The organism is Massilibacteroides vaginae, from assembly GCF_900178525.1.
Classification (GTDB): domain Bacteria; phylum Bacteroidota; class Bacteroidia; order Bacteroidales; family Tannerellaceae; genus Massilibacteroides; species Massilibacteroides vaginae.
Window position 1 is genome coordinate 449,546 of the sequence record NZ_FXDJ01000009.1, and the last position, 17,727, is coordinate 467,272.

The 17,727-nt window shown below is 41.6% G+C and carries 15 protein-coding genes, 1 tRNA gene and 2 pseudogenes; 7 read left to right on the forward strand and 11 right to left on the reverse strand.

The features are described from left to right. Positions 1-3: 3 nt before the first annotated feature. From B9Y81_RS10390 to B9Y81_RS10405, 4 genes and pseudogenes are all read left to right on the forward strand, one after another. Positions 4-237, forward strand: coding sequence for a thioredoxin family protein (locus tag B9Y81_RS10390; RefSeq protein WP_085536870.1), 234 nt, complete (start codon positions 4-6; stop codon positions 235-237). A gap of 14 nt (positions 238-251) precedes the next feature. After that, positions 252-608: an arsenite efflux transporter metallochaperone ArsD gene (gene arsD / locus B9Y81_RS10395; protein ID WP_085536871.1), complete on the forward strand. Its 357-nt coding sequence runs from the start codon at positions 252-254 to the stop codon at positions 606-608. A gap of 82 nt (positions 609-690) precedes the next feature. After that, on the forward strand, positions 691-2,406 hold the full coding sequence (arsA, locus tag B9Y81_RS10400) for an arsenical pump-driving ATPase (RefSeq protein WP_085536872.1): 1,716 nt from the start codon (positions 691-693) through the stop codon (positions 2,404-2,406). 177 nt (positions 2,407-2,583) lie between these two features. Continuing rightward, positions 2,584-2,940, forward strand: a pseudogene (locus B9Y81_RS10405) (carbohydrate kinase family protein); the annotation flags it as partial. On the opposite strand, the pseudogene B9Y81_RS10410 reads toward B9Y81_RS10405, so the two are convergent. The 5 genes and pseudogenes from B9Y81_RS10410 to B9Y81_RS10430 form a co-directional block, all read right to left on the reverse strand. Next, positions 2,897-3,115, reverse strand: a pseudogene (locus B9Y81_RS10410) (substrate-binding domain-containing protein); the annotation flags it as partial. The pseudogenes B9Y81_RS10405 and B9Y81_RS10410 sit on opposite strands and share 44 nt — an antisense overlap. Positions 3,116-3,526: 411 nt before the next feature. Next, a tRNA-Lys gene (locus tag B9Y81_RS10415) sits at positions 3,527-3,599 on the reverse strand. Positions 3,600-3,676: 77 nt separating this feature from the next. Further along, the gene (locus B9Y81_RS10420) at positions 3,677-4,480 is read right to left on the reverse strand and encodes an MBL fold metallo-hydrolase (RefSeq protein ID WP_085536875.1); all 804 of its coding nucleotides are present in this window, start codon (positions 4,478-4,480) and stop codon (positions 3,677-3,679) included. 41 nt (positions 4,481-4,521) lie between these two features. Further along, on the reverse strand, positions 4,522-5,583 hold the full coding sequence (locus B9Y81_RS10425; RefSeq protein ID WP_085536876.1) for an asparaginase: 1,062 nt from the start codon (positions 5,581-5,583) through the stop codon (positions 4,522-4,524). A gap of 37 nt (positions 5,584-5,620) precedes the next feature. Then, positions 5,621-6,232 carry a trimeric intracellular cation channel family protein gene (locus B9Y81_RS10430; RefSeq protein ID WP_085536877.1) on the reverse strand — a complete coding sequence of 204 codons (612 nt, stop codon included), beginning with the start codon at positions 6,230-6,232 and terminating at the stop codon, positions 5,621-5,623. A gap of 144 nt (positions 6,233-6,376) precedes the next feature. Between B9Y81_RS10430 and B9Y81_RS10435 the strand changes: the two genes are divergently transcribed. Next, the gene (locus tag B9Y81_RS10435; RefSeq protein ID WP_085536878.1) at positions 6,377-7,855 is read left to right on the forward strand and encodes a DUF3943 domain-containing protein; all 1,479 of its coding nucleotides are present in this window, start codon (positions 6,377-6,379) and stop codon (positions 7,853-7,855) included. On the opposite strand, the gene B9Y81_RS10440 is transcribed toward B9Y81_RS10435, so the two are convergent. Continuing rightward, a complete protein-coding gene (locus B9Y81_RS10440; RefSeq protein WP_085537752.1) occupies positions 7,852-9,489 on the reverse strand; it encodes an ABC-F family ATP-binding cassette domain-containing protein in 1,638 nt (545 codons plus the stop codon). The two genes, B9Y81_RS10435 and B9Y81_RS10440, sit on opposite strands and share 4 nt — an antisense overlap. Positions 9,490-9,932: 443 nt before the next feature. On the opposite strand from B9Y81_RS10440, the gene B9Y81_RS10445 reads away from it, so the two are divergent. Together B9Y81_RS10445 and B9Y81_RS10450 are read left to right on the forward strand one after the other, a co-directional pair. Further along, a complete protein-coding gene (locus tag B9Y81_RS10445; RefSeq protein ID WP_085536879.1) occupies positions 9,933-10,205 on the forward strand; it encodes an HU family DNA-binding protein in 273 nt (90 codons plus the stop codon). Between the two features lie 229 nt (positions 10,206-10,434). Further along, positions 10,435-12,006, forward strand: coding sequence for an Rne/Rng family ribonuclease (locus B9Y81_RS10450; RefSeq protein ID WP_085536880.1), 1,572 nt, complete (start codon positions 10,435-10,437; stop codon positions 12,004-12,006). A gap of 57 nt (positions 12,007-12,063) precedes the next feature. On the opposite strand, the gene B9Y81_RS10455 is transcribed toward B9Y81_RS10450, so the two are convergent. From B9Y81_RS10455 to B9Y81_RS10475, 5 genes are read right to left on the reverse strand one after another with little or no spacing between them, the layout of a single operon-like run. Beyond that, positions 12,064-13,464, reverse strand: a complete 1,401-nt coding sequence (locus B9Y81_RS10455; protein WP_085536881.1) for a putative oxidoreductase C-terminal domain-containing protein — start codon at positions 13,462-13,464, stop codon at positions 12,064-12,066. Positions 13,465-13,518: 54 nt separating this feature from the next. Continuing rightward, a complete protein-coding gene (gene uxuA, locus B9Y81_RS10460) occupies positions 13,519-14,727 on the reverse strand; it encodes a mannonate dehydratase (protein WP_085536882.1) in 1,209 nt (402 codons plus the stop codon). Between the two features lie 3 nt (positions 14,728-14,730). After that, on the reverse strand, positions 14,731-15,537 hold the full coding sequence (locus B9Y81_RS10465; RefSeq protein ID WP_085536883.1) for an SDR family oxidoreductase: 807 nt from the start codon (positions 15,535-15,537) through the stop codon (positions 14,731-14,733). Between the two features lie 26 nt (positions 15,538-15,563). Then, a complete protein-coding gene (locus tag B9Y81_RS10470; protein ID WP_085536884.1) occupies positions 15,564-16,463 on the reverse strand; it encodes a DUF6807 domain-containing protein in 900 nt (299 codons plus the stop codon). A gap of 31 nt (positions 16,464-16,494) precedes the next feature. Further along, a complete protein-coding gene (locus tag B9Y81_RS10475) occupies positions 16,495-17,724 on the reverse strand; it encodes a DUF6807 domain-containing protein (protein WP_085536885.1) in 1,230 nt (409 codons plus the stop codon). Positions 17,725-17,727 lie beyond the last annotated feature (3 nt).

Genomic DNA, 17,727 nt, shown 5'->3' on the forward strand with positions numbered 1-17,727 from the left:
AATATGGAGATAATAGTATTAGGCACTGGCTGCCCAAATTGCAAAACAACTTATAACAGAATAGCAAAAGTGATTGAAGGCATGACAAACAAGCCTACATTAAGAAAAGAGGAGAATATTTTAGAAATTATCAACTATAATATAATGTCTCTTCCTGCTGTGGTTGTAGATGGCGAAGTAGTTATCAAGGGGATAGTACCTACAGAAGAAGAAATTAGAAGAGTAATAATAAAATAAAAAACAGCTGAAACATGAACGGTTTAAAATTAGACAACAGGAAAGAGATTAAAATATATGATCCTGCTTTATGCTGCCCTACCGGGCTTTGCGGTGTGAACATTGATCCGGAGTTAATGCGTATCGCCGTAGTGATTGAAACGTTGAAGAAGAAAAAAGGGATCATCATCGAACGTTTTAATTTGAAAGACAATCCGCAAGTGTATGTCGACACAACGGCGGTTAACAACGTGCTGATGAAAGAGGGCTCGGATTCTCTGCCGGTAACAACAATTAACGGCGAAGTGGTTTTAAAAAAAACATACCCGTCCAATAAGCAAATCGCTGAATGGTTAGAGATAAACGAAGAAGAGCTAACCATCAAACAATAATTTAACAAACAACGTGTTACATCATTTTTCTTAGCCGAAAAAGCGGTTAGGACAGCGATTGTACACAATAAAATAAGCAGACATGAATACATTTAATCCAATTGACAGCATTAAAACCAAGTATGTGTTTTTCACCGGCAAAGGTGGTGTTGGTAAAACTTCTATTGCTTGTGCCACAGCCGTAAATCTTGCCGATAACAATAAAAAAGTGCTGTTGGTAAGTACCGATCCGGCGTCTAATCTACAAGATGTTTTCAGTATTCCACTAAGCAATAAAGAAACTAAAATAGAAGAGGTCCCGAATCTTAGGATAGTAAACTTAAACCCCGAAGAAGCCGCCTACGAATATAAAGAATCAGTTATCGCTCCTTTCAGAGGCAAACTGCCTGAAAATGTTATAGCCAATATGGAGGAACAGTTGTCAGGTTCGTGCACTATTGAGATAGCCGCCTTCAACGAATTCTCGGATTATATTACCAATGAGGAGAAACGAAAAAATTATGATTATATAATTTTTGACACAGCACCAACAGGTCATACCCTCAGAATGTTAGCGCTGCCTTCAGCATGGAATACGTTTATTGATGAAAACACAACGGGCGCATCGTGTTTGGGTCAGCTATCGGGCTTAACAGACAGGAAAAAAATATATGAGGATGCCGTTGAAACGCTGAAAAACGCGTCAAAAACAACTCTGTTTTTTGTATCCAGACCAGAAGAAAGTCCATTGCAAGAAGTGGAGCGTTCGGCAAAAGAATTGCTTGCTATAAATATTCAATCACAACAACTAATTATCAATGGTGTGCTGCCTGAATATGATAATACCGATAAAATAACCGAACAAATATACCAGCGTCAGCAAACGGCATTGAACAATCGTTCTGAAATGCTGCTCGACATGAATACTTATATCGTACCTCTACGCTCGTACAATATGACAGGAATAGATAATATACGAGCTATGTTAAGTTCTGACAAAGGGGCTGTGGTTGTTGATGCGAAAATAAATTCAAAAGACTTTAACGGAATTGATGACATTATAGACGACTTGTACCAAACAGGTAAAAGAGTGATCTTTACAATGGGCAAAGGCGGTGTAGGCAAAACTACAATAGCAGGAGAAATTGCTCGTGGATTGGCTCGAAAAGGACTAAAAATACACCTTACAACAACCGACCCCGCAAATCACTTATCGTTCATCGAAACAAAGACTGACGGAATTACAGTTAGCCATATTGATGAAAAGAAAGTATTGGCAGACTATCAAAAAAAGGTACTTGACAAAGCTCGTGAAACAATGGGTAATGCCGACCTTAGCTATATCGAAGAAGATTTGCGTTCTCCATGCACACAGGAAATAGCTGTTTTCAATTCTTTTGCAACTATTGTCGCAAAGGCAGATGATGAAGTGATTGTAATAGATACCGCGCCAACCGGCCATACGTTGCTATTACTTGACTCAACGCAAAGTCATCACAAAGAGGTTGAAAGAACGCAGGGCACTATATCTCCGGCAGTACAAAACTTACTTCCTCGATTAAGGAACAAACAGGAAACAGAAGTAATTATCATTACCTTGCCTGAAACAACGCCTGTATATGAAGCACACAGATTACAGGAAGATTTGCAACGTGCCGGGATAGAAAACAAATGGTGGGTGATAAACGCCAGTTTATATTTAACAAACACTCAAAATCCATTTTTGAAAGCTAAGGCTCAAAGTGAAATCCAATGGATTAATCGGGTTAATGAGATATCAAACGGTAAATTTGCGGTTATCGAATGGAAAGAATCCTAAATAAACGCTTATATTTCGTTTTAACGAGTGGGTTATTTGCCTATTCACAAAATGAAAACGTTTGCAGATTTTGAGAACGTTCCCGCAATCGTTCCCATTAAGTTTTTGATTAATTTAGGCGTTTACCAATCAACCTTCTTCTAAATTTGGTAAGTAATATTAACAATCCAACTATATTATCATATAAATCTTCGTCAACATTTTTACACAGAAGAGATTCTTCACCAATCAATGGAGCGATTTAATATCCTGAAAATGAAACACAAGCTGGAAATACTTATCCTTACCTGTGGCACAAATGGCAGTTATGTGTTTACGTCGGGAAATGCTTCTTTTGTTGAAACACCTAAAGTAGATGTTATTGACACTGTCGGCGCAGGCGACTCCTTTACGGCGGCTTTTATAGCTTCGATATTAAAGGGCAAAACAATAGTGGAAGCACATCAATTAGCCGTGAATTTTTCGGCTTATGTTTGTACACAAAACGGAGCTATGCCTGTATTGCCGCCTCATCTGAAACACCGGGTCGACTAATTCCGGTAGAAGCTCGGATTTTAATCTCAGCATCAAAAACCAACGTTCGATTAGGAGCGGAAAAGCTTTTGATTTTTTCTAAAATCATTTCAGCAGCCGTCTTTCCCATCTGGGCTAAAGGCAGCTCTACTGTTGTAAGCTGAGGGTAAACGATAGTTGACAGCACTGTTCCGTTAACCTAAATATAAAGAATGGAATATCGGAACTACGGTAATTTCCGGTTGACGAATATGTAGCGTCTAACAAATTAACAATTCAAATTCGGGCTTGAAAAAGAGGCTTTTTACTACAATACTATATGTTTGAAAATATATCCTTTATTTTTCCAAAAATATCCTTTATGTTTTCAAAAATATCCTTTATGTTTTTCGGCATACACAATGTACTGATTATCAACAACGTATAGGGCTGCCCAAAAACAGGAAGAAAAGTGCCGTTTTTAACTTAAAAAAGGAGTAAAATAATTGTCGCCAACCGGATTTTCCGGTTGATCCCTGAAAACGAGGGTTAAAATAACAAAGAAACACATAAAAAAAGGAGCTACATTTGATTGTAACTCCTTAGTTTGCTTTAACTTTAAGACTTGTGACCTGGGAGGGGCTCGAACCCTCGACCCAATGATTAAGAGTCATTTGCTCTACCAACTGAGCTACCAAGTCTTTTGCTTTATTGCGGGTGCAAAGATATGCGTTTATTTTTTTCTCTGCAAACTTTTATTTATTTTTCTCCCTCGGTTTTATTCGAATTCAAACAGATCGGAAGGGGTGGTACGCTTCAGTACATGTATGTCGACGTCTTTTCCAACCCGGACTCCTTCTTGAAATAATCTTATGTCTATGGTTTTATAGGCTAATTCCGGATGGTTGTTATCGCGGCTTAAATGGCAAAGCCAAACATCTTTTAACTCCGGCGTATAGTGGGTTGCCAGGAATTCGGCTGCTTCACGGTTGCTGAGGTGTCCGGTAGGACTGGATACGCGTTCTTTCAGAAAGGCCGGATAAGACCCGAACTTCAGCATTTCTTCATCATAGTTGGCTTCTATGATTAAGCGGTTGGCTTTGCAAATATAGGTTGCTATCGTGTCTGTGATATGACCTACGTCTGTAGCTATTGTGAATCGTTGTTTAGCGTATTCAATATGATATCCTACATTATCGGTACTATCATGTGGCACTTCGAATGCGGTAATTTTAAAATCTCTGATGAGGAAAGGAATCTCCTTCTCTATTACTCTTTTGGATTGGTACAGCATTTCTTCTACATAACGGCTTTTTTCAATCCCTTTATGCACCATTTCAGTTGCGTAAACGGGAATATTGTATTTTTCGCCGAGGCATCCTACCGTTTTAATATGATCCGCATGATCGTGCGTTATCAATATACCTGCCAAACGGGTAAAATCTATTGATTTATCCTTCAACACCTTTTTTATTGTCCGGATACCTATACCGGCATCTATAAGCACTCCGAATTCCGGGGTGCCCAAGTAATAGCAATTTCCGCTACTTCCACTGGCTAAACTCAGAAATGATAGTTTCATGTTCTAAATGCATCCGCGCTTTTTAATCCTCAACTCTATATTTATTTATGCAGTACGTTCTCCGGAATGGTAATTTCTCCGATGAGAGAGCAACTCATGTGCTCGATTACTTCTTCCCGAGACAAACCATGTCCAAACAAAAACATCAACTTTGTCACGGCACTCTCCGTAGTAGAATCATATCCACTGATTACGCCTGCTTCCAACAATTTATGCCCGGTCTCATAGCGATGCATTTCTACACTACCCGCTATACACTGAGACACATTTACAATAACTATTCCACGACTTACCGCATCCCTCAACATATTCAGCAACCATTCGTAACACGGAGCATTACCGCTTCCGAATGTTTCCATCACCACGCCTTTTAATCCGGGAATATTCAGAATACTTTCGAGTACCTGTTGAGACAGTCCCGGAAACAATTTCAGAATCGCGATGTTACGATCAAGCAGATAATGCGATTTTAACGGCTTACGTAAAACCGGATGGTATATCTGCGTGGTATCGTACTTGATATATATACCGGCATGTGCTAACGCCGGATAGTTATACGATCGGAAGGCATTAAAGTTATCTGCATTGATCTTACGGGTTCTGTTGCCCCTCAGCAAGTTGTTTTCAAAGAAGATACAAACTTCAGGAACAATGGGCATTCCGTTTTCTTTTGCGGCAGCTATTTCAATAGCTGTAATCAGATTTTCCTTTCCGTCAGTCCGCAACATACCAATTGGCAGTTGAGAGCCGGTAAAGATAACGGGTTTACTTAAATTCTCAAGCATAAAGCTTAGTGCAGAAGCGGTAAAGGCCATCGTATCCGTTCCATGCAACACAACAAAACCGTCGTATCTCTGATAGTTTTCCGAAATAATCCGAACAAGTTTTTTCCAGGATTCAGGACCCATCTCCGAAGAATCCATGGGGGGATCAAACTGAATAGAATCAATCAGGTATCCGAGCTTCTTCAGCTCCGGCATATTATCTTTTAGATGTTCAAAGTTGAAAGATTCCAGTACACCTGTTTCAGAATTTTCTATCATCCCGATCGTTCCACCGGTATATATCAATAAGATAGAAACTTTTTCCTGCAGCGCGTTCATGTTTTATCGTTATTATATTACAAAGGTAATAAATTATTTACTCTTCTCCCTTTAATACCGGTACGCTTATATGGTATTTCACCGCGACTACACGAGTAGCAAATACACTAACTGCCGCCAGAAATTGCGTCAACGAGTCACTTACATTCAGGAGTATACAGATATAATACACAATGCCACCAAATACACAAGCGAGTGCGTATATATCTTTACGGAACACCAACGGTTCCTCATTAATCAATATATCACGGGTCATCCCTCCGAACGAGCCGGTAATTGTACCCATGACAATCGCTACCCACATCGGAAAACCAAACGCCAGTGTTTTGGAAATCCCGACCACAACAAACAGTCCTAAACCGATCGCATCAAACGTAAAAAGTGTATTATTTTGCCGTATCAGATATTTCCGAAAAGCGATTACGTAAAGAAGCGCTAAGGCGGAAATGATAAGATAGGAAGGCTGTTCCATCCAAAATGGAGTGGCATTTAGCAAGATATCACGAACAGTTCCGCCGCCTACGGCAGTAACCAACCCCACTACATACGCGCCAAACCAATCAAATTGCTTCGCCGATGCCAGTCTCATACCACTAATCGCAAATGCAAACGTACCAAGATAGTCGCAAGCGGTGATAAAATCTATCATTTTGTTTTTTATGCAAAAGTAATGAATTAATACATTACATCGTCTTTTATGACGATATAACCCAATTATTATTTAATGCAAACAAACCGCTGTTAACTATAATATAATTAACTTTGCTCCTTCTTTTTATCAACAGAATATTGTATGCGTAAAATTATTATCACTATAACATTTATCGTTTTATCCTTCCAGTTATTAATTGCACAAACAGTTCCACAAGAAAAGAAAAGGAATTATGTGTCTGATTCCATTCGAATTTTACCCAAAAATCCGTGGATGGCGGGTGCAAAAGTTTTCGGTCTGAATATGGGTGTTTGGGCATTCGACCGATATGTAATGAACGAAGATTTTGCCAAGATAAACGGGCATACAATCAAAAGAAACCTGAAAACACTGCCGGTATGGGATACGGATATGTTTTCAACCAATCTTTTCGCGCACCCTTATCATGGCAATTTATATTTCAACGCGGCACGTAGCAATGGCATGAGTTTTTGGGAATCGATTCCATACACTGTTGGGGGTAGCCTGATGTGGGAGTTTTTTATGGAAACAGAGCTTCCTTCTGTCAACGACTTGTTCGCGACAAGTTTTGGAGGGATTGAGTTAGGCGAAATTACATTCAGGATTTCCGATCTTTTCCTCGACGATCGCTCAACAGGTGTTGAACGGGTTGGGCGTGAGGTGCTTTCCGGCATCATCTCGCCTATGCGTGGGCTTACCCGGCTTATTTCCGGTGATTCGTGGCGATACAGACCGAATAAAGGACGTACTTTTAGTAAAGTTCCGGTCGACTTTACCCTTAGTTTGGGCACCCGGTATCTGGCCGAAGAAGAAGAGTTGGAAAACAAATCTCATGGAATGAACCTGACCTTCCGGCTTGATTACGGCGATTTATACAATGACGATTTTTTCTCTCCTTACGAATGGTTTCACTTCAAACTCAGCACAGATTTTCTTTCAGACCAACCGCTCATCTCGCAGGTAAACGCTATCGCCGCGATATGGGGTAAAACAGTTTGGACTAAAGAAAACCGAAATCTGACCGCAGGTATATTTCAGCACTTCGATTATTATGACTCCAAGTTAAAATTAAAAGAGGATCAGGAAGCGATTGCGCCTTATCGGATTGCCGAAGCAGCAGCACTTGGCGGAGGGCTTATCTACCAACGAAAATCAACTCCGGCCAATCCTGTCGACATTTATGCCGAAACTTATGCCAACGCGGTATTTCTGGGCGCAAGTACGTCAGACTATTTCCGTGTGGACGAACGCGACTACAATATGGGTAGCGGCTATAGTCTGAAAAACTCAATCGGGCTGACTTATAAAAAAAGGTGGAGTTTGGTTTTGTCCGGAGAGAACTACCATTTATTCACCTGGAAAGGATACGATCCCGACATTAATTGGGAAACCGTAGACCCAGGCACTTTAAATGCTCAGGGAGATGCCGGCAATGCCCGTCTAACCGTTTTTAGCACCAATCTGGTGTACACATCTCCCAAAAACTGGAACATCTTACTGTCCAGCCGTCAGTTTTTCCGCCGCACGCATTATAAGCATTATGATGATGTGGAACATTCCACAATGGACGTTACATTAAGCTTTGGGTTGAAACTTTAGTTCTTGCGTTCCAGTTCACGCAGGTTTTCCATTTTCTTGCGTTGCATGAATTCATAAATGCCTTCCAGGTGTTCAACCACCTTCTTATTGCCGAATTCATAGACCTTGGTAACCAGTCCGTCTAAGAAATCGCGGTCGTGTGAAACCAGGATCAATGTGCCGTCAAAATCCATCAAGGCTTGTTTCAGAATATCTTTCGTTTTCAAATCTAAATGGTTTGTAGGCTCATCCAGAATCAGCAAATTAACCGGTTCAAGCAAAAGTTTGATCATGCCCAGACGTGTACGCTCTCCACCCGAAAGCACTTTCACTTTCTTGGTCGAATTTTCGCCGCCAAACATGAACGCGCCTAACAAATCGCGTATTTTATTACGTATATCCCCTTTTGCCACGTCATCGATCGTTTGAAACACCGTCAGGTTCTCATCCAACAGTGAAGCCTGATTTTGAGCAAAATAACCGATCATCACATTATGACCTACGGTAAGCGTACCGTCGTGTTCGAGTTCTTTCATGATACACTTAACCAAGGTAGACTTTCCCTCACCGTTTTTTCCCACAAAAGCAATGCGATCTCCCCGTTCAATCGTTAGATTCGCATTTCCGAAAACCTGATTGCCATCATAGCTCTTCCCTACCCCTTCAATAATCACGGGATAATTTCCCGAACGCGGTGAAGGAGGGAATTTCAACCGGAGAGCCGATGTGTCCTCTTCGTCGACCTCTACAATATCCAATTTCTCCAACATCTTCACGCGACTTTGCACCTGAAGGGTTTTCGAATAGGTTCCTTTGAAACGTTCGATAAACTCGGTGGTTTCGGCAATCATTTTCTGCTGTTCGTTAAATGCTTTCTGTTGCTGTTCGCGTCGCTCTTGTCGCAATTGCAGGTAGGTTGTATAATTCACCTTGTAATCATAGATACGCCCCATCGTTACTTCTATCGTACGGGTTGTGATCCGGTCCACAAACGCGCGGTCGTGACTAATCACCACCACAGCCTGTCCGTTGTCGATCAAAAAATCTTCCAGCCATTGAATGGACTCAATATCCAAGTGATTAGTCGGCTCGTCAAGCAACAACACGTCGGGCTTTTTAAGCAGCAGCTTTGCCAATTCGATGCGCATACGCCATCCACCACTAAACTCGCTGGTATCCCGCGTAAAATCACTCCGCTTAAAACCAAGTCCGAGCAATGTTTTTTCAATATCCGCGTCGTAATTGATTTCCTCAATCGAGTAGAATTTTTCACTTAATGTAGAAACACGCTCAATCAACGCATAGTAGCTTTCCGAATCATAATCCGTCCGGGTTTCGAGTTCCTTATTGATCTCGTTGATTTCGGCTTCCATGGCATGAAGATGCGCAAAAGCTTGCGCTGTTTCCTCAAAAACTGTCCGTCCGTCTTCCGTCATCAAATGCTGAGGCAGATAAGCAACAACAGTATCTTTTGGAGCCGACACCTTTCCCCGTGAAGGCTCGCGTACACCTGCAAGAATCTTCAGCAAGGTAGACTTACCCGCTCCGTTCTTACCCATCAGCGCAATCCTGTCTTTTTCATTAATCACAAATGAGACATCCGCAAAAAGCGCGCTCCCACCAAACTCAACCGTTAACCCGTCTATTGAAATCATATCTATATTTACTAAAAGAACGCCAAAAGTACGTCTTTTTTCCAAATACTCTCCGCATAAAGCACAAAACACGGCCTATTGATTTAAATAAACACGATAAAGGATATATCTTTCCCAATAAAGGATATTTCTCTTTTTCTATATCTGTGGTAAAGTTTTTCTATATCTGTAGAAAGCTTTTTCCATATATATAGAAAAAGGAAAATATACTTTATGTAAAAACATAAAACCTTTCTTATGAAAGATGCAATATAACCGAACAGAACCCTCATTTCGACGCTATACATTAATTATATATAGCAAAGCGAACTATCGGTGTTATAACAGGTTGTAAAATCTTTTTTATCAAAATAGAATGTATTTGTTTCATCGCTATGGAAAAAAGCCATATATTTGCATTCCAAAAAATTAATAGGTTTAAATCAATTAATTATCTATAAGACATGACTAAAGCAGATATTGTAAACGAAATTTCTAAAAACACAGGTGTAGATAAACATTCAGTGTTGGCGAGCGTTGAATCTTTTATGGAAATAGTAAAAGATTCGTTAGCTAAAGGAGATAATGTATATTTAAGAGGTTTCGGAAGTTTCGTTGTTAAAAAAAGAGCACAGAAAACTGCTCGTAATATCTCGAAAAACACTACAATTATCATCCCGGAACATAATATTCCATCTTTCAAACCTGCCAAAACATTCTTGAGTAAGGTAAAATAATTAATTATCATAAAGTCTAATTTTTAAAAATAAAAAACGATGCCAAGCGGAAAAAAGAGAAAAAGACATAAAATGTCTACGCACAAGCGCAAAAAGAGACTAAAAAAGAACAGACATAAAAAGAAATAAAGCTTTCTGTTAAAAAAGAACTCTAAAGAACAAACTTAAGCTATGACCTTTTAAGTTTGTTCTTTGCGTATTAAGGAAGGTCATACAAATACTTTTTATAGTGATTAGTGAATTAGTAGTCGATGTACAACCCAAAGAGGTATCTATCGCCGTACTTGAAGATAAAAGCCTTGTAGAGCTGCAAAAAGAAGCTCGCAATGTATCTTTCGCGGTAGGAGACATTTACCTTGGTAAAGTTAAAAAACTGATGCCGGGTTTAAACGCCGCGTTCATTGATGTAGGATATAAAAAGGATGCATTTCTTCATTATCTGGATTTAGGTCCGAATTTTAACACACAACAAAAATTCCTGAAACAAGTTCTCAATGATCCGAAGAAGATCGGCACGCTTTCAAAGACGCAGATTCTTCCCGAGATCGAGAAAGACGGAAGCATTAGCGATGTTTTAAAAGTAGGACAGGAAGTATTAGTTCAGATAGCAAAAGAACCGATCTCAACAAAAGGACCAAGATTAACCTCCGAGCTTTCTTTTGCCGGCAGGTATATCGTATTAATTCCATTTGCTGATAAAGTTTCAGTCTCCACAAAAATCAAATCAAGCGAAGAACGGGCTCGTTTACGCCAGCTGATACAAAGCATTAAACCTAAAAACTTTAGTGTTATCGTTCGCACCTCGTCTGAAGGTAAAAGAGTTGCCGAACTTGATCATGAGTTAAAGACATTAGTGAAACGGTGGGAAGATAATATTCCCAAAGTAGGAAAAGCAAAAGTTCCTACTATTATCTATGAAGAGACAGCACGTTCTGTCGCTTTGCTTAGAGATATCTTCAACCCCTCGTTTCAGAACATTTATGTAAATGACAAAGATGTATACAACAACCTGAAAGACTATGTAACGCTAATTGCGCCAGGGCGCGAAAGCATTGTTCAGCTCTACTCAGGCGAACTTCCGATCTTTGACAATTTTGCAATCACAAAACAGATCAAATCCCTCTTCGGACGGACTGTGACTTATAAAAGTGGAGCTTATCTTATTATCGAGCATACCGAAGCGATGCACGTAATCGACGTAAACAGCGGCAACAGGTCTAAAGGCAGCGATGCTCAGGAAAAAACCGCTATCGATGTAAATATGGCAGCGGCAGATGAAATAGCCCGCCAACTACGACTACGTGACCTTGGAGGTATCATTGTGATAGACTTTATCGACATGGCTGAACCGGCCAACAGACAAAAGCTTTTCGAACATCAAATGAAAGCAATGTCTACAGACCGTGCAAAACACAACATCTTGCCTTTGAGCAAATTCGGTTTAATGCAAATCACCCGTCAGCGGGTACGACCGGCGATGGACATTAACACAACGGAGCAATGTCCTACCTGTTTTGGAACAGGAACCGCCAAGCCTTCTATCCTGTTTACCGACAGCCTGGAAGGAAAAATTGATTGTTTGGTTAACAAACACAACACGAAGAGATTCATCCTGCATGTACATCCGTATATCGCGGCATTTCTAAATAAGGGATTATTCCCTTTGAGTTGGAAGTGGAAATTCAAATACACTTTCGGCATGAAAATCATTCCGGATCAAAGTCTGGCTTTTCTTGAATACTGTTTCTATGATTCAGACAAGAACGAGTTAGATATGAAAGAAGAAGCGGATTTGAAATAACAAAAAAGCCTTGGTTAACGCCAAGGCTTTTTTTGTTCTCTATATATCACCACATCATCATTTATTCTTTGCCATCTCCAACGCTTTTGTTGTAATGTAGTATTTTGTGATCATATTGGGTACTTCCCAGTCGGGAAGCTTGCCGTCGATCAAGTATTGCAGAAAGTTTTCCGTTACTTGTCCGAAGTGGGCTTCGTGACCTACACGGTATTCAGACGGGATCATTACTTGCCATACTCCTTCATTGATCTTTATGAGCGAAATTCCCGGAAACTTATTTGCTACTGCTTTGATGTCATTTTGCAGAGTTGCTTCGTAAGCCGGTATATCTTTCACACCGGTTGCTTCGATAAACAGTTCGGGTTTGTAATTCTGCTCCTTGTCCTGACGAATCACCAGATTAGACAAGCTTCCTTTCATCACAGAAAAATGGGTGTCTCCACCACCTTCAGGATAAGTGTAATTCCATTTTACCAGTACTTTGGCATGAATGCCTTTTATTTTATAATGAATATCTCCGTTGGCATAAACGTTCAGGGTTTCACCCTCTACGTCTTTCATCAGATAATCAGGATAATGATCCGTACCGGTTACTTCGTTGAACTGCGCCGGCGTCATAGGTGTAGGCCAGCGGTTCGCGTCGAGTAGTTCGATATCCGTGTTGTAATCAATCACAACGTTAGGGAAAGCTTCCCATTGAATCATATCAACTAAGTGTGTAGATACATCAACGATGCCTTCGCCTTGTTGTTCTACATCAAAAAACCAAGCCGGACGTTTCAACGGATTGCCGGAAACGACTTTGAAAAAGTGGTGCACACTTTCCTTTACAATAGCGGGATCTTCAAGACTCCCGGTCAATTGAGTTCCATAAACGCTCGGAAGAAGAGACAGTTCACGTTGCAGAATAGTCGTAATTTCATGACGTTCGGTCATAATATCGTAAAGCATAACCCCTTTCTGATTGGCTATTTCAAAGCACTCCTTAAGTTGCTCGAAGTTAGCGGTGTTGATTGCCATTGGTTTGTCGGCTAATACATGGATGCCGGCAGAAAGCACTTGCTTGATATAATCGGTCTTTTTCCCGTTATTACCGGCCGTAACCATTACATTTCCCTTCTTTTCAGCAATCATCTTCTGCAGAAAGTCCGGTCCGGTATAGACTATTTCATTCCATGCGGTGGGTGATTCCGGGCGGGAGTTGTATGCTTCAATCTTTTTCAGGTGTTCTTGCAGGTCGTCTCCTGCCGGAGCATAGACATACACATCTTTCGATACTTGCGGATACGAAGACTTCTGCACCAACGCGGCATGAAAATGCCCGGGATCAAGGGTGATTAATTTTACCTCTCCTTCTTTTCCGGTAAAAGAGTTCTCTGCGGAGTCACTCTTTTTTTGAGGGGAGCAAGACGCTCCTGCGATAAGGACAACCATACTTGCGATAAGATATTTGTTCATGTTCTTCAATTAATTAGTAATTACACAAAGATAATTGTTTATAAGAATACCGGACTACGCTTCCAGCATTCTCTCTATTCCAACTTGCAAGCCGTCTATTTCCGCAAGACCTTTCAATCTACCTATCAGCGGATAGCCCGGATTAGCCGTTCGATTGTAATCATCCAATAGTTTGATACCGTGATCCGGACGGAAAGGCATACGGAAATCTTTCCTGCCTGTTCGCTTCCGTCTTATCTGCTCTTCCAATAATATCTTTACCACAGCAACCATGTCGACAGTTCCTGTCAGATGACCGGATTCATAAAAACTACCATCCTCCAGATGGGCCGTATTGCGCAAATGGATAAAATGGATACGGGGAGCCAATTCTTTTGCCATAGCAACAAGATCATTGTTCCGGCTTCCGGAAAGAGAGCCTGTACAAAACGTCACCCCGTTAGCCGGCGAATCTACCTGCTGTAATATCCAACGAAAATCAGCCGAGGTACTTGCAATGCGCGGCAACCCCAGCAAAGGGAAAGGAGGGTCGTCCGGATGGATACAGAGGTTTATACCCAATGCTTCGGCAACAGGCACTACATCTTGCAGGAACCGCACTAAATGTTCGCGTAGTTTGGTGCTGTCTATCGTTTTATAGGTGTTCAGGTAGGCACGGAACCGTTCAATATAGTTCGTGCTGTCATCTCCTAAAACTCCGTGAATAAATGCCTGCGTTACTACAATAATATTATGTGCCAATTCTTCTTTTTGTTCTTCAGACAGGGTTTGCACTACTTGTTTTGCTTTTTTTACCATCTCAGCGGAATAATCTTTCTCCGCACCTTCCCGTTTAAGAAGGAAGAGATCAAAAGCGGCAAATGTCGGATAATCAAACAACATAGATTCTCCCCCGCGTGCATCTTTATACTGCAGGTTGGTACGCGCCCAGTCGAGCACAGGCATAAAATTATAACAAACCGTATCAACACCCGCTTCCGATAGATTTCTGAGTGATTCCACGTAATTGGCGATCAGTTGCGGACGATCTGCCGAACAAGTTTTTATCCCCTCCGACACGGGCAGACTTTCTACCACACTCCAGCGCATACCATAAGATTCGATCTCATCTTTGACCTTCCTGATTTCAGCCAAAGGCCAGACGTCTCCGGGAGGAATATGGTGCAATGCCGTTACCACGCCTTCCACTCCCATCTGCTTCAAATCCGCCAATGTTACGGAATCTTTTCGTCCGAACCATCTCCATGTTTTTTCCAATGCCATAATTTACACGCCGCTAAATGAACTAAAGCCCCCGTCTACAGGTATAATTGTTCCCGTTATAAAGCTGGCATGCGTTGAACAGAGGAAATGTACCAGCCCGTTCAACTCGGTAATATCTCCAAATCGCTTCATTGGTGTGCGTGCCAATACTTTATGGCTGCGTTCCGTATAGCTTCCATCCGGATTTAAAAGAACAGCCCGATTCTGATCTCCGATGAAAAAGCCGGGAGCTAAAGCATTCACGCGTATCTTTTCGCTATATTTCAGTGCCATTTCCATCGCCAGCCATTGGGTAAAAATACTCACTCCACTTTTTGCTATTGAATAACCGGGCACACGTGTTATTGCAGAATAAGAAGCCATAGACGAAACATTAACAATACTCCCCTCGCCCTGCTCTGCCATGGATTTCCCAAACACAAGACAGGGATAAACCGTACCGTTAAGATTCAGATCAGTCACCTTATTATAGGCGGCAATATCCATATCAAACACGGTTTGCGTTTCAGTCAGCGTGCCTGCGGGAATATTCCCTCCGGCAGCATTAACCAGGATATCCACCCCACCCCATTTCTCGGTCAACTGTTTGCGCGTCTGCTCCAGACTATTCATATCAAGCACATTACACACCAAGCCAATCACTTCACCCAAAGGTGCTAATTCCGCAACACGACTATCTAATTGTTCTTGTCGGATATCCAATATCGCAACCTTTACTCCATTTTCAACCAAACTACGGGCAATACTTCCACCCAACACACCACCTCCTCCGGTTACTACGGCAATCTTGCCCTTTAAGTTTATTTCCATCTTTATTTATCGAATTATATAAGTCATTATTCACCCTTGTACTGATCAAATAGCAAACTTATTCCTGCTTCACGCGTATCACCGGCGTGAACAAGCACACGGTATCTCAATTTGATTGTTTCGCCCTTCTTCAACAAGGTAGCCTTATCATCCCCAGGCCAATACATCGGAGTTGGCGACACAAACCCGTAATCCCGGGTAAACCAAGGAGAAGGATACCATTTATTCGTAGGATGCTGCATCAACACGATGCCTTCTATACCCGTTTTACGTTCTCCATAACAGTCTATCCATGGAGATCCTACACCGAAGGTTGCCTTTTCGCCCGTTGCTCCTTCCGTATTAATCATCACACCACCTTGCTTTACACTCAGATCGGGATCAATACGAGCACTAAAAAGGGAATGGTTCGTTTTCAGAATCGTTACATCCATCAGCATCTCCATCTCCACATCAAAGTCGAGTTGATATAGGCTTTTAGAAGGTGAAGAGATCGTTATTTTCCTTCTGTCCATAATCGGCGCCTGCGCGTCAGGACGCTTCCAGATGCATTCGTCTTCAATCACTACCCGCTCTCCTTTGGCTTCCAGGATTCGCGCACCGATAGATATAATTTGCCCTCTATCCAAACCTTCCTGCCAATAATTTCCTCCATTCACTTTGTCACATCCAAAGAAAAGTGAACTATGGTGAGGATACTCGCCATTACGCATAGAAGTAACAGACGCACCCGATGTAGGTCCATTTACAGGATAGAAAAAAGGATATTTCTCATCCGGATTAAAATGATAACTGGTAAAAAAACTATTCCCGACTATGACGTCGATCCGGTTACCTATCTGTGTAGCCGACACTTGCTGCTTCTGTGCGAAAGAAATATTCGCACAAAACAGGAGTAGCATTACTAAAGCAATATTCTTTCTCATATTTTTCTATTTTATGAATTTATGATTCAGGTTATTTCACGGTTACTTCCGGCGGAAAAGCGAAAGCATTCCACTGTGTTTCTGCCTGATCGCTGGTCATTTCTCCATCATACGTCAAAACCCGATAGCGCAGTTTGTACGTATTCCCGGGAATTAGATTCCAGTCTACATTTTTAGTTGGCGCAAAGTTTACAAAAGCATCACCACGCCCTCCGTTAGCCTTTTCGTCCCAGATACGTAAGGGTTCGGGCGCACTGTAATTTGCCGGATGTCCGAGCAACAAAAAACCGGAACGATCGTTTCCACATTGACCGGTAACATAAATCCACCGGGCATTCGTACCATCAATTTGCTGCCGGGTCTTACCTTCGGAAGTAAACATTTCGCAATTTTCTTTCGTCCATTCCTCCGTAGCACGCCAACCAAACCCGGCATAACGATAAGCTTTTATCAGAACAGGCAACTCAGTAGCCGGATTCAACGTAGATTCAAAATCCCACAATAACCCTTTCGAAACATTCCACGTCTTCACATCCCAAATTTCATTCATGATCACCTTTTCAGCACCCGGAGTAAAGATGTAATGATCCAGATTAGCTGCAAAGCCGGCAAACACCTCACCGCTATAAGTTGTCTGAATAGTTCGCGCGCGAACGGTTCCTTGTTTGTCGCGCAAGTTCCAGAGGTCGTAAACCTGTCCATCATACGCTACCCGTGTCCACGGATTCCAAATACCATAATGGTGATAATGATCTTTCGGTTGAATTGTGGTAAGCACATTCCCTTTCGGAGAATAAGCCGGATGAATAAATCCGCTCCGTTGATAAGACGGATCAACTCCTTCGGGAGGATATACCGTAGCGTAATTATACGCCAACACCCCACTTGCGCCCTTCTTTAAAACAAGTGCCTTACCATTATCGACAGTTTGCATCACAGCAGATTTCGCATCACGCGCCTTAGTACGCTTAGCAACATACGTACGAGAAGCCCCGGAAGCGGTTTTCCCCTTCAGCACCCAATACAGCATGCCATCAGCGTCCAATTGGCATTCCACGCTCAACTTCTTCTTCCCAACCAGCTCAAAAAGCTCTACAGATGAAGCACCAACACCCAATGCAGACACATCAGCAAACACCACACAATCTTCCCGATCGTAGTTGCCCGCATCCACGGTAAGAGTTAGTTTGTCTTTGGCATAACCTGCATTCACCGATAAGAACAATAGAAACAAATAAAATAATAAGGCTTTTATCTTCATTTT